The 14,114-nt window shown below is 34.9% G+C and carries 11 protein-coding genes; 8 read left to right on the top strand and 3 right to left on the bottom strand.

What is annotated here, in order from left to right; translation table 11 throughout:
• Positions 1-200: 200 nt before the first annotated feature.
• Complete coding sequence (locus tag IV57_RS04490) at positions 201-1,070, top strand: DegV family protein (RefSeq protein WP_057880310.1); 870 nt, start codon at positions 201-203, stop codon at positions 1,068-1,070.
• A gap of 39 nt (positions 1,071-1,109) precedes the next feature.
• Here IV57_RS04490 and IV57_RS04485 read toward each other — a convergent pair whose 3' ends face one another.
• Complete coding sequence (locus IV57_RS04485; protein WP_057880309.1) at positions 1,110-1,481, bottom strand: winged helix-turn-helix transcriptional regulator; 372 nt, start codon at positions 1,479-1,481, stop codon at positions 1,110-1,112.
• Positions 1,482-1,647: 166 nt separating this feature from the next.
• On the opposite strand from IV57_RS04485, the gene IV57_RS04480 reads away from it, so the two are divergent.
• Together IV57_RS04480 and IV57_RS04475 are read left to right on the top strand one after the other, a co-directional pair.
• Entirely contained in the window at positions 1,648-2,826 is a 1,179-nt protein-coding gene (locus tag IV57_RS04480) for an MFS transporter (RefSeq protein ID WP_083488891.1), read from the top strand.
• Between the two features lie 103 nt (positions 2,827-2,929).
• A complete protein-coding gene (locus IV57_RS04475) occupies positions 2,930-4,822 on the top strand; it encodes a collagen-binding domain-containing protein (protein ID WP_057880308.1) in 1,893 nt (630 codons plus the stop codon).
• A gap of 160 nt (positions 4,823-4,982) precedes the next feature.
• On the opposite strand, the gene IV57_RS04470 is transcribed toward IV57_RS04475, so the two are convergent.
• Positions 4,983-6,056 (bottom strand): acyltransferase, encoded by a 1,074-nt coding sequence (locus IV57_RS04470; RefSeq protein WP_057880307.1) that lies wholly within the window; start codon positions 6,054-6,056, stop codon positions 4,983-4,985.
• 112 nt (positions 6,057-6,168) lie between these two features.
• On the opposite strand from IV57_RS04470, the gene IV57_RS04465 reads away from it, so the two are divergent.
• Positions 6,169-6,834: a CPBP family glutamic-type intramembrane protease gene (locus IV57_RS04465; RefSeq protein ID WP_057880306.1), complete on the top strand. Its 666-nt coding sequence runs from the start codon at positions 6,169-6,171 to the stop codon at positions 6,832-6,834.
• A 124-nt stretch (positions 6,835-6,958) separates the two neighbouring features.
• Here IV57_RS04465 and helD read toward each other — a convergent pair whose 3' ends face one another.
• The gene (gene helD, locus IV57_RS04460) at positions 6,959-9,232 is read right to left on the bottom strand and encodes an RNA polymerase recycling motor HelD (RefSeq protein WP_057880305.1); all 2,274 of its coding nucleotides are present in this window, start codon (positions 9,230-9,232) and stop codon (positions 6,959-6,961) included.
• Positions 9,233-10,184: 952 nt separating this feature from the next.
• On the opposite strand from helD, the gene trpS reads away from it, so the two are divergent.
• From trpS to IV57_RS04440, 4 genes are all read left to right on the top strand, one after another.
• A complete protein-coding gene (gene trpS, locus IV57_RS04455) occupies positions 10,185-11,201 on the top strand; it encodes a tryptophan--tRNA ligase (RefSeq protein WP_057880304.1) in 1,017 nt (338 codons plus the stop codon).
• Positions 11,202-11,329: 128 nt separating this feature from the next.
• Entirely contained in the window at positions 11,330-11,767 is a 438-nt protein-coding gene (locus tag IV57_RS04450) for a MarR family winged helix-turn-helix transcriptional regulator (RefSeq protein ID WP_057880303.1), read from the top strand.
• A gap of 24 nt (positions 11,768-11,791) precedes the next feature.
• Positions 11,792-13,294 (top strand): MDR family MFS transporter, encoded by a 1,503-nt coding sequence (locus IV57_RS04445; RefSeq protein ID WP_057880302.1) that lies wholly within the window; start codon positions 11,792-11,794, stop codon positions 13,292-13,294.
• On the top strand, positions 13,294-14,025 hold the full coding sequence (locus IV57_RS04440) for a DUF4811 domain-containing protein (protein WP_057880301.1): 732 nt from the start codon (positions 13,294-13,296) through the stop codon (positions 14,023-14,025). Before IV57_RS04445 ends, IV57_RS04440 begins: the two co-directional genes overlap by 1 nt.
• Positions 14,026-14,114 lie beyond the last annotated feature (89 nt).

The raw sequence follows: 14,114 nt of genomic DNA, 5'->3' as shown, positions 1-14,114 counted from the left end.
AAGTTGGCATTTGGAAACCATTTTTTATTTACCGAAAATTAAAACAAATCATAGAAATACAAAATGTTTTTTAGGATAGTTTGTATGAATCACTTTGCCCCTCAAAATACACAATTAAAATAAATGGTATTATTAGTCGGTGACTATAATTTAATATAGTATATACTTGATAATCATAAGTTAATTTAGGAGGTGGAAGAATGTATCAAATATTGACTGATTCAGAATGTGATTTGCCTCTCTCGACTTTGCAAGCGAGCGATGTTGATGCTATCAGTTTCCACGTAAAAATGGGTGACAAGGATTTAATTAATGATTTTGGGAAAAGTTATGACATCAATGAATTTTATAAGCAGATTCAAGAGGGTGCTTTACCGACAACGACGCAAGTTAATGTTGGTGAATATTTTGAATTTTTCAAACCTTACGTTGAAGCTAAAACTCCAATTGTCTATGTTGGCTTTTCTGGTGGCTTGAGTGGTTCAATGTCTAGTGCTAATCAGGCTAAAGAGATGTTGTTAGAAACTTATCCTGATGCGGATATTCGCATTGTGGACACTTTGGCAGCTAGTGGTGGTGAAGGTCAGATGGTTCTTTCCGCCATTAGATTACAAAAATCTGGTGCTAGTTTAGATGAATTTGTTGACTGGTTTGATAAGAACAAAATGCGTTTGCAATCATGGTTCACTGTTGATAATTTAAATTATTTGTATCATGGGGGTCGAATTTCAAGAACTTCGGCTGCTCTAGGAACACTTTTGAAAGTGAAACCAATTTTGGACATTGATGGTAATGGAAAACTACAAATGGTTGCCAAAACTCGGACTCGTAAGAAGTCATTGATTGAAATTGCAGATAAAATAATTGAAGCTATCAAAGATGATGAAGATCAACCAATTATTATTACAACAAGTGGTGATTACGCTGCCGCTGAAATTGTTAAAGAACATATTATTGAAAAAGTTAGTGAAGCAGATATTCAAATTTATCCAATTGGGATGACCATTTCTAGTCATACTGGATTCGGATGTGTGGCTGTATTTGCTATGGGAGCCCAAGCGCGCTATTAAGGCTAATTATCCCAATATATTATTCGGAAATAATAAAATTCATCTGACAATTGCGTTAGATGATTTTTTTTTGTTCAAAGTTTTAATGTAGTTTGCGCCCCAATTATCCATGGCTTGAATGATTGGTACCAATGATTGTCCAAGCTCGGTTAAATGGTAACTGGTTTTGATGGGAATAAAACTAGAATCAATTTCCTTTTTGATGATTTGATCATGTTCCAATTGAAGCAATTGTAAAGAAAGCATACGTCTTGTACAACCGGGTAATGAGCGTAATAATTCACTGTATCGTAGTTCATGATTCATCAAACGGCAGAGAATGATCGACTTCCATTTACCATTTAAAATGTTTAATGTTGTATCTAATGGACAGGTTTCACCATGTCTAGTACTCATTTCTAAGGCAGTCATAAATAACGCTCCAATCCAGTCTAGTTATAATTGTTTTTATCATAAATCGAAAAGTGCAATACGGGAATTATTTGATACTAAGTATCATTTATTTCTCGTCTTGTACTTTTTTATTTGAGGATTTATATTTCGAATAGAGGGTTGAGGATAGAAAGATGTGATTGCTATGACAGCAAGGGTTATATTTAAGTTTCAAGAAGTAGTTATGATAATCGGCCTGTTTTTAATTGTCTTCGTTATTGGTGCAGATTCATTTATCATTTCGCCACTATTACCAATTATTAGTCATGACTTTAATACTTCGATTGGTCAGACTGCTCTGGCGGTAACGATATATGCTGTGTGTTATGCAGTAGGCTCACCATTTTTTGGTCCCTTAGGTGATAAATATAATAAAAAGTATTTATTGATTATTGGAATGATTGTTTTCCTAGTTGGCAGCTTTCTCTGTGCTATTGCCAATGATATTATGTTATTTTATATTTTTCGAGCTATTGCAGGTTTAGGAGCAGCCTTAACAATGCCCAATGTTTGGGCAACCATTGGTAATTATTTTGCCGACAAAAAGTTAAATTTGGTCATGGGTATTACGATGTCAGCTTTATCGCTTTCAATTGCAATCGGTGTACCATTGGGGACAATTTTATCGCAATTAACTAATTGGCATATGGCTTTTTGGAGTTCAGGTGGTTTGGCTTTAGTGGCTTTTTTGATTTTATTAATGGTAGTTCCGAATACATATCCTGATAAAACGGCATCTTTAAAGTATTTCGATAGTTTTAAAATTCTCTTCACGACTAAAAAAGCAGTGCCGGTACTTTTGATCAATCTAATTTGGATGTTTGGCTTTTATATGTTTTATACCTTTTTAGGAACTTTTTTAGCACAAACATTTCATTTGAATACTGCTCAAACTGGTAAGGCTTTTATCGCCTATGGTTTGAGTAATTTTATCGCAAGTTTTTTTGGTGGTTATCTATTGTCAAAAATTGGTGCAATCAAGAGTGTCATTATTCATGGATTAGGGTCAGTTTTATCCTTAGTAGGATTAGCAATTTTTAGTGGCAAACTGACGATGATAATATTCTTGTTAGTTTTGCTAGCTTTGGCACAAGGATTAGGAGTCACCGCGTTAACAACATATATTGTGAATATAATTCCTAAAAATCGTTCAACTGTGATGTCTTTTAATAGTTCCTTTTTATATTTAGGCCTGACATTAGGATCGAGTTTCGGAGCCATCTTTTACAATGAAATTGGTTTTGTAGGAATAACTATTTGCGCGGCAATAGCACTGGTAGCAGCGGTTATCATGGCATATAAATTAAATCAAAGCGCTATTTGACAATGATTTTAGATAGAGTAATAATTTTCATAAATAAAATTATTACCAATCCAATACTTTGATAATAATTATTCTAAATTCTATGAGGGAGATTTAGTTAATTATGTTAATGAAAAAGGGAAAAGAATGGGCTTTATCATGCGTTGCTGTTAGTGCAGCAGTTTTAATGGGAATGAGTGCAACAACTGTGCATGCTGATACAACAACAGATGGTAGTACAACGACGACTAATACAAGTACAGTTAATAATGGTCTAAATGCGGCTACACAAGCTGCAACAACAGTCGATTCAACGACTGAACAACCAGTTGCACAACCAGCAGCTACACAACCACAAGCTGCTAGTGCCGCTACTACTACTCAATCTACTGCGGCTACACAAACAGTCAACGATGCTATTCCGGATGGTGGTCATGTCAGTGATGATTATTCAAATGAGTCGACTAACCAATTAGGTTATGCATCGAACTTCCATATATTTGCTAACGAAGCACATTTGAATACCCATACAAACGGGAATGTAGCTGTTAATAATTTTTATGGTAACGTTAATTTTGGAACCAATGTTCACGAAGGAATCGTGGAAAAGGATATTTCATATATTCAACATCCACATAATTTGGCTAATAGTTCCTTTGTAACTAGTGGCGAAACTAGAGATAACAAAGTTATTTTTGGTAGTGATAATACAATCGATATTTCTAATCCCGACCGTCCTAATATCAACACTATTAATTTAGATCACATCAGGGGTCAAGAAATTTACCAAGATAAAAATGGTCAATATATTGATGTTGAAAATTATTTAGATGGATTTTTGAGTCAAAAATCACAAAATCTTTCAGGTACTCATGCTCAAATCAAAGTAACTAATGATGAATTTCCAGATAAGAATCAACGGGTAATTAACCTTCAACAATATGAACCTAATGAAAATAACCAAATTGTGATCGATTTGGATTCCAGCGTTCTCAGTGAAAATACTCCTTTAACAATTTATGGTCTTTCAAAGGATGCTGGTGGAACTAACATCATTCTCAATGTTGATACTCAAGGACAAGATCCATATACGGTAAATTCACAGATCAAATTGATTTATAATGACGGATCAGTTGGAAATCATGTGGAACGTCCTAATAAAGAAACTGAATATTTTGATGATAACCATGTTTTGTGGAATTTCTATGACAGTACAGCCAGTGATAAACTTTATAATGGTAAAGTTGATATCCAACGCCCATTCCAAGGTAGCGTTTTGGCTCCTAAAGCTGAAGTAGATATCAATGCTAACTTAGATGGTAATATTGCCGCTAATAAAGTTTATGTTAATGCTGAAAGTCACCGTTGGGATCTTCAAGACGACAGTAACGTTGAAACTGAGTTTGAAAAGCCAATTACCATTCCCGGGGAAATACCTGATGAATGGATCGAAGACAAAGATGACGAAAACGATGGTAGTAATATCGAAAAACCTGATGAAGAAGAAACAGAAGAAGATATTGATCCTGATACTGGTGAATTAGTTGATCCTAGTGAACCTGATAAGGAAGAGGAAGATAATACTGAAGAACCTGGTAAGGGTGACGAAGATAACGATACTGAAGAACCTGGTAAAGGTGACGAAGACAACGACACTGAAGAACCTGGTAAAGGTGACGAAGACAACAATACTGAGGAACCTAATAAGGGTGATGAAGATGAAGACGACGACGTCACTACTGATGGAAACACTGGTAACGAGGGCGATACAATTATTCACGGCGGTTCTGAGGGTACTAATCCCGAAAGCAACAATAATTTAGATGAAGGATTGTTATCAAGCGCTGTTGGTAATAATAAAGATGAATCACAAACATCAAATAGTAGTTCAACAAATAATGGTAATACTTTGCCACAAACCGGAGCAACGACCGGTGTATTGGCTACAATCATGGGCTTGATTATGTTAGCTTTTGGCACTTTGTTGAAAGTTACACGTATTAAGAAAGAAGATTAAAAACTGAGCTTTCGTTATTGGAAAACTCCGTATTACACAAAAAATCACACTACATTATTGTTTATGAATCCAAATAAGGACTCACAATAATATGGTGTGATTTTTGATTTAGAATTCATAACAATAAACCAAATTGGCTTTGTTATGGAAGACGGAATTTTTATTTCTTTTTAGATGAATTTCCGGTTAATAAATAATTTAATCCCGGAATTAAATTGATGACCCAAATAATAGCAATTGATAAAATCAAAACGAATAAATAACGTGTAAAGGTTGCCAATAGACCGTGAATCGGCACGTTATTCATAAACCAAGGTTCAACATAAAGAATCAAAAGATTATGAATTAGATATACTCCAAAAACTAGTGGTGATAAGAATTCGAAAATCTTGATGGTTGTTGGTGATTTGATGCGACTACCCCATTTTTGTAATAGGATGAAGGCCGCAACCGCCATAATGGGAATGAAAATGGAAGTAACGTAGTAGCCATTATTGGCGTCGAAGATAGCTGGGACGGCTTCGGAAATAAAATTACCAGCTAATCCAAAAATTAAGAAGATGGCGAGTAATACTAAACTGTGAGTATTTTCAACTTTTACTTTAGTTAACAAGTAACCCAAAATGAAGTAGCCAGTAAAACCGCCGACTAAGAAGAAATTGGCAATTGGTGATAATTCTAGAACATGATTGAAACTCTTAGGCAACATAACGGTGATTGATGGTAATAGGGAACATGTTACCAACCAAATTCCGGTAACATAAACTAACATAGTAGTAGTTGCGTTTTGGACAAAAGTTTTGATCACTGGTGAAAGAATGTAAATGCCAACGAGTGGATACATGAACCAAAGAGTTGGGGATGTTGGCTGATAGAGAATGGTTTTAACGACTGAAAAGACATTTTTGAATGACAACGAATGAGCGTAGATACCAACGACAATTGGTGAAATAATCGACCAAAGAATAAATGGAATGGCAACTCTGGGAATACGTTGTTTCCAAGTGTAACTCAGAGAGGTTGTTTTTTTACTATTTAGTAAAAGTGAACCAGAGATCATAAAAAATATTGGAACACTAATGTGGGCTAAGTAATTTAAAATTTTGGTTATTTGCCACTGACCACTACCGATATTCAAAGTTGTGTCGATAGCTGAAACGTGAATGAAAATAACCAATAAGATGGCGATAACACGGATAAAATCAAGATAAAAAATACGTGAACTTTTATTCATTAATAAATCCCTCCATAAATACTCTTCTAATAATAGTTGAAAACGTAATGAAAATGAAGTATTGGCTTATGATATAATGACAAAGTAAAATTATTGATTGGAAGAAGTTATTATGCGCGTAGGAGAATCCCCGGCTACAGATTTTGTTAGATATATAATTTGGATCGCATTTTCGGTTGCCACATTGATGTTAAAAAATAATGCGGCTACCAAAAAGGGTATTGATATGCCGATGATGATTGCATTCTTTGCAGTTGGTATTATCACATTATTCTTAATGATTAGAAAATATGTCCGTGAAGAAAAATCATTTTCAGATTCAGCGGATGGATTTGTTTACTCGTTAGTTTCTAATATTGGTTTTGTAAGTTTGATGATCATCATGGTTTGTTTACTTAGAATCATGGTCAGTTATTTACAAGTTACTGGTAAATTACCAAGCTTTCAGAATGATGACGTTGCTAGTTCAGATCAGAACGTCTTTCTTTTCAACATGATTGCTAATGTTTTTATTGTGGCAATTCAACAACAATTAGTTCAAACAGGATTTTTCTTCAATTACTTCTTTAGAAAAAACTCTTCATATAGTGCTATTATGGGGATTTTATTGAGTGGTGTGGTTGCTGGTTTGATCAGTTTGCCAGGATCAATTACCCAGTTTATGATGATGATGGCATTAGGTTGGTGCTATGCTTTAACTTATCTCTATACTAAAGATGAAAAGATGCCAATTTTTGTGGCTATGATCAGTGCTGCAGTTGGGACTATTATAATTTAGAATTTAAAGAACAAAACAAAACACGGTCAGATTTTGAGGACTAACGAAAAAACACCCTATCAATTGATAAGGTGTTTTTTCGTTCATATTTATGCTGCAAATTTAAATTTAAAAACATTTTAAATTATTGTTCAGAAATTAAAGTGGCTGATTCATTACTCAATAATGGTGATAGTTCTTTATCAACACATAAAGTTAAACTATGCATAGCTCTAGTACAAATAGTATAGAGAACGTCACTACTGCGGGTATCAGGATAGTTTTTGACCGAAACATCATGGGCAATTACAGCATCAAATTCTAATCCCTTTGCTAAGTAGATCGGTAGAATTAAAATCCCTTTGGGAATAGAGCGGAAGTCAGCATCTACTAGGGTCACGATTGATTCATCACTAAAATGAGTATAGATTTGTTCAGCCTGAGCTTGATTACGTGTCAAGATAGCGACAGTTTCGTATTTCTTATTCAAATCTTTGGCAGTTTCTTTGAGACCTTGATAATAGTTGTTATCATCAAAAATTTTGATGGTAGGATCTTCACCTTGACGAGAAAAGGCCTTGATCTCTGCACCATTGGGTAATAATTTTGTAGCAAAATTAGTTATTTCAGCAGTTGAACGATAACTTTGATTCAAGGTGATAGTATTGATTCGCTTTTTACTGAATAGTTCGTTAACTTCAGTTACGAGATCTTTTTGACGGTACGAACTAGTTAGAACATCTTGCGCCCGATCACCCAGCAAAGTCATTTTAGCATTCGGAAAGGCGTGACTGATGTATTTTAGTTGCGCCATGGTGTAATCTTGAACCTCGTCAATAAAAATATGTTGAATGGCATGGTTGATGCCACCTTCAGTAATTAGGTCACGTAAATATAGCACACCAATTGAATCACTCAAATTTAATTTATGAGCTTCGATTTGATCATCAATTGATTCAATCATTGTTTGCCAAACGTTATCAGGGACTAAATCTTGTTGCAACTCTCCTAATAGGAAAAGATATTCCCTATAAGGATTGATGAAGTAATTATTGATCAAGGCGTTATAAATGGGAGCGTAACGTTCACGCAAAAATTCTTCAGCAATGATTTCGCGTTGATTGGTTGATTCTTCAATATCATGGTCGGTAATGATTTGTTGAAAATCTTCATCAGAAAGATTATCGATTTCAGCTTGTACCCAATCCTCATTACGATCAGCATGAATCCTCTTTTGAAGACGTTTGATCAAAATATTTTTAGTTTTGAGGAAACGGTCAGGAATATGATAAGCATGATTGATATGATCGTAGATTTCAGAAATTTCTTCTTTGGTAAAGAATGGTTTACCTTCAAAAATAATATCCTCAAAATGTAAAATATGTTCGGGATGTTCATTTTCTAGTTGATCAAGTTTATCTAAGAATTCGCCGCTCTCTTTGTACAGACGGATTTTAATGGTTGCCTGAGGAAGATTACGTTCATCTTTTTCATAACGTTCAAAGAGGGTCTCCACATGAACTCCTGATAAACGTAAAGCAATGAATTCATTCAAAGTAACTTGCCGCATATTTCTTTCACCTAAACTTGGTAAAACTTCTGAAATATAATTGCTGAATAATTTGTTGGGTGAAAATAATACAATATTATCGGCGTTCATAGTTGAACGACTGTGATAAAGCAGATAAGCCACTCGTTGTAAGATGGCTGAAGTTTTGCCGGAACCAGCGACACCCTGAACTAAAAGGACGTCAGAGTGAGTATCCCGGATAATGGTATTTTGCTCTTGCTGAATAGTTGCAACAATATTTCGCATATATTCATCGCTATATTCACCCAAGACTGATTGCAAAATTTCATCGCCGACGGTTTCGTTAGTATCAAACATATTTCTGATCTTATCGTGAATAATTTGAAATTGACGTTTCTTCTTGAGGTCGACTTCAGCTGTTCCGTTGGGTGTTTTGTAATGTACTTTTCCTAAAACACCGTTATAGTAGATACCAGAAATTGGGGCACGCCAATCATAAATTAGAAATTCCCCATCGTCATCTTGCAAAGTGGAAGTTCCAATATAAAGCGTATCCTCTTCGCCGTCTTCGAGAATGTCAATTCGTCCAAAGTAGGGTGAGCCCTGAAGATTTTCGAGTTTTAATCTATTTGAATTTAAAATATTTTCATTTTCGACAGCTAACGAAACTAATTGTTTCTGCTGTTGAACTGAAGCATTAGTTTCCATTTGGTCATCAACTTCGGTTGTATTGACTTTAGTATTTTCGCCATAATTACGTTCAATACGGCTGGTTTCTTGGTGTGCTTGAGCAATACTTTGATCAACTCGGTCAATGTTGTCGTCGATTTTTTTAGCAACGACATCGACACGTTGTTGTTCTTCATCTTTAGATTGATTAATCGTCATTAAACTACTCCTCGTTGACAATTTGTCGTTTTTTAATTATGCTAATAGCAATTAGAGTACATTAAAGCATAAGCATTTTTAAGTACTAATTCAAGTAAGTTGGTCCAGAGAGTAACTTCTTAGTCTGAAAAAGTTACCGACCTTGTTTTAGGAAATGGGTATGGTTAGTTACCTTATAACTTTGAGTGGTAGAGAAATTCTCTACAAAACAGGTGGTACCACGTTAGAGCGTCCTATTAATTAATTTAATTAGGGTGCTCTTTTTTTATCGGTAAGACTGACTACTCTACTAGCTTTTTGACTAAACTGCAATAGTTTTGGTTGGTTGAAGGATGCCGCCTTCCGCGAAAATTTCAATTTGGCTGGAACGTAGTGGGCACGACTTGGAGCCTCTTGTTCCAAGAGTCTTCAAGTTCGGCCTTATTCTAAGCCAGCAGAGTTCGCTGACTAAGAATAATTTCACTACTGAGCCAATTGAAATTTTTGCTCCAGGCTAGGTTTTGGTTAGTATGTTTTGCTATTGAAAAATGATGTGGGTTTAATTGTTATTATATTTTTGATTTTATTACATCCAATTTAATTTTGATTAACTATAAATCGGTAGTGAAAGTATTCTGGTTGGGACCATAGCTTTTAAAATGTTTTGGCCTTTAATTGTTAAAATCATTCAATCAATTAGGTGTTAATCAATAGTATATTGATTTTTTATTAAATGGAATCAAAATAACAAATACACCAGTCTGGAACAAAAATTGAAATTGGCTCAGTGGTGAAATTGTTCTTAGTGGGGAACCCACTTAGAACAAGGCCAATCTTCAAACCAACTCCGGTTTTGAGTTGGTTCGAAGTTGTGCCCACCACGTTCCAGCCAAATTTCAATTTTTGTGGAAGACGGCATCCTTAATAAGTACTCAAATTTGCTTTGCTTTAATGAAATCCAGGAGGAAAAAACATGAAAACAAATACTATTTTAACAGGCGATCGTCCTACCGGTAAATTACATATCGGACACTATTTAGGGTCATTGAAGAACCGTGTTAAGCTTCAAAATGAAGGCAAATACAAGATGTTTATCATGATTGCTGATATGCAAGCTTTTACTGATAATGCTAGAAATCCTGAAAAAGTGCGTAACAGTTTGATTCAAGTTGCCCTTGATTATCTTTCAGTTGGAATTGATCCTGCTAAAACTAATATTTTAGTTCAATCACAAATTCCTGCTTTGAATGAATTAACAATGTACTATCTTGATCTTGTATCTGTTGCTCGTTTGGAAAGAAATCCAACTGTTAAAACAGAAATCAAACAAAAGAGTTTTGGTCAAAGTATTCCTGCTGGATTCTTAACTTACCCAGTTAGTCAAACAGCTGATATCACAGCTTTTAAAGCTGACACTGTTCCTGTTGGTGATGATCAAGAACCTATGATGGAACAAGCTCGTGAACTAGTTCGTACTTTTAACAATACTTACAATGTTGATACTTTGGTAGAACCAGAAGGTTACTTCCCACCTAAGGGTCAAGGTAGATTGCCTGGTATCGATGGTAACGCCAAGATGAGTAAATCCCTTGGTAACTGTATCTACTTGTCAGATCCAGCCGATGTTGTGACAAAGAAGGTTATGTCAATGTACACTGATCCTGAGCATATTCACGTCGAAGATCCTGGTAAGATTGAAGGCAATACTGTCTTTACATATCTTGATGCCTTTGGAACTGATAAAGAAAAGATTGCTGAATTAAAGGCCCAATATCAAGCTGGTGGTTTGGGTGATGTAAAAGTTAAACGTTATCTAAATGATGTACTTCAAGAAATTCTTGAACCAATCCGTAATCGTCGTGCCGAATACGAAAAGGATATCCCTGGGGTTTACGATATTCTTAAAAAAGGTAGCGATGCTGCCAATGTTGTTGCTAATCAAACCTTAAAAGAAGTTAGAGCTGCTATCGGAGTTAACTATTTTGATTAGTTTCTGAAAATTGAAAACGATTTTATGAAAATATGTTGTGTCTAACTCTTGATTTTATCAAGAGTCGGGTGTAGCATATTTTTTGTTCTAAAAAAAAGAAATTTTTTTCAATAAAATGAGGTGAATTTATGGATGATTATAATTTAGTTGGTTTCGTAATGAAGTATACGCAGATAAAACGAAGAATTGCGGCCAGCTATTTAAAGGATAAAAATTTGAATGCTTTTGAGAGTATTCTTTTATCAATCGTTTATAAACATGGTCAATGTACTCAGGACAAGATTGGTGAGATTACCATGTCTGATGGTGCAACGATTGCTCGTTCATTGAAAAAACTTGAGGATCAGCAGTTTGTTTTTAGAGAACCTGATCCAAATAATGGTCGCAAAAAAATTGTCAGCATTACTGAAGCGGGAAGTGAACTTTACGATAAAGTTCGTAATGATTTCCGTAAAAGTAACGAGATAATGTTTAAAGGGATTACTTTTGAGGAACAAAAGCAACTGGAGAGTATATTAGAAAAGGTTTATAAAAATTTAGACAGCATCGAGATACCTTCTAACTAAAATAGAGAAGAGGAATTTGTTATTATGGCAAATAATAATAAAGCTATTGTGGATGCACATGGGAAAACCTTTAACCGGAATCTTCTGGTTATGGTCCTTCTTGTTGGTACATTCTGTACGGTTTTAAACGGAACAATTTTAACTACAGCATTTCCTACGTTAATGAAAGAATTCAATGTTACAACATCTGATGTTCAATGGTTAACAACTGGTTTTTTACTAGTTAACGGTATTATGATTCCTGTTACTGCTTGGTTAAGTAACAATTTTAGTACGAAAATTTTATATATTATCGCAATGTCGACTTTCTTAGTCGGAACAATTATGTGTTTTACAGCGCCTAACTTTGGAACAATCTTAGCTGGTCGTTTGGTTCAAGCTGTTGGTGTTGGTATTACAATGCCACTTATGCAAATGGTTATGTTATCAATTTTCCCTGCTAATCAACGTGGGGCCGCCATGGGTCTGGGTGGTTTAGTTATTGGACTTGCTCCTGCTATCGGACCTACACTTTCAGGTTTTATCATTGATAACTTTACATGGAGAGATCTTTTCGGAATGATCATTCCTATCGTGGTTATCGTACTTATCCTAGCTTTCTTCTTCATGCGTCCAGTTATTCAAACGCGTAGAACTAAGCTTGATATTTTATCATTGATCGAATCAACTATTGGATTTGGTGCCATTTTATATGGTTTCTCATCAGTTGGTAATGACGGTTGGGGTTCAATGACAGTTATTGCATCGATCGTAATTGGTTTGATTTTTATTTTCCTATTTGGTTATCGTCAACTTCACATGGAAACGCCATTCTTGGAATTACGTGTTTTCAAAGAAAAGAAATTTGCCGTCGCTGCCGCTTTGTCATCAGTTACTAATATGGCAATGATCGGTGTTGAAATGGTACTACCACTATATCTTCAAATTGTTAAAGGTATGTCAGCTTTCCATTCAGGATTAACATTACTACCTGGTGCTTTAATGATGGGTATCATGAGTCCAATCACTGGTAATGCTTTTGATAAATTTGGACCTAAAGATCTAACTCGTATGGGTATGTTCTTGTTAACTGCCGGTACAGTACCATTCTTATTCCTTACTAAAACAACCCCTGTTTTAGATATTGTTATCCTTTACATGATCCGAATGTTTGGTATCTCAATGGTTATGATGCCTGCAACAACTGATGGTATGAATGCTTTGCCATTTGACTTAATGAGTCATGGTACAGCTGTAAATAATACTGTTCGTCAAGTTTTCAGTTCAATGGGAACAGCTATTTTGATCAGTGTCTTAACTAACGTTACTAACAATTTGAAACCTGCTAAATCATTATTAACACAAGCTCCATTGCAATATAAAGATAACTTCTTCGATGCAACTTTGAATGGTTATCATGCTGCCTTTGCCGTCGCTATTTTATTCTGTGTGATTGGTTTTGGTATCAGTTTATTAGTAACTAATAGTTCTAAATCAAAGTCAATCGACTCTGATTTACAGAATGCTAGAATGGCAGGTGAAGAATAATGATTATTGTTTCAATTATAATTTGTGCCGTTCTTGGTTATTACTTTGCTGTTTTTATTGAAAATAAAAAAGTTGGTTATTCATTATCACTAACCTTCATTGCTTTGTTCGTTTTGAGTTTGGTACTTTTGATCTCAAATGAGTATGGTCATTTAGGAATGCAAAAAGTTACTGATGAGAAGACTTATCAGATTCAATCAGTTCAAAAGGGTTCAAATCTTCTATTAAAGAAGGAATTAGGTACTAACGGTAAAGAAGATGTCTATATTTATCGCACACCTGAAACTGCTAATAAGAAGAAACCTCAAACAACTAAAGTTGATTCACAAGTTAAAAACGTTGTTAAGACTGGTGATTATTCAGCCGCAACTATGACTAAGAAAACAACCCGTTGGGAATACAAGAATGATTTTTATTCATTCCTCTTTGGACTTTCTGATAATAACAAAGAATTTATTAAACAAAAGAATACTTTCAAAGTCGGCAATGATTGGTTAGTTTTGACAACTACTCAAGCTAGTCAACTTCAAAAGAAAATGAAGAGTAAAGCTTTTCAAGCTCAGATGAAACAAGAGGGTGCTGATTATGTTAAAGCAGCCATGATGAAGGCTATGCAAGCTAATCCAAAAATGACACCTGCTGAGCAAAAACAAGCTACTGAACAGGCAACTAAAGCCTTTAAGGCTGAATCACAAGCTAAATTGATCCAAGAAATTAAGAGTCAAAAATAATGTGAAGAAAATTGAAGAGAGTGGGACATAACATGGTCAGCTCTCGAGCATCAAGGCAAACAGGCCATAGTAATCGTTTTTTGATTACT

Source organism: Companilactobacillus kimchiensis (assembly GCF_001438805.1).
Classification (GTDB): domain Bacteria; phylum Bacillota; class Bacilli; order Lactobacillales; family Lactobacillaceae; genus Companilactobacillus; species Companilactobacillus kimchiensis.
This window is presented reverse-complemented; position numbering and strand designations above follow the sequence as displayed.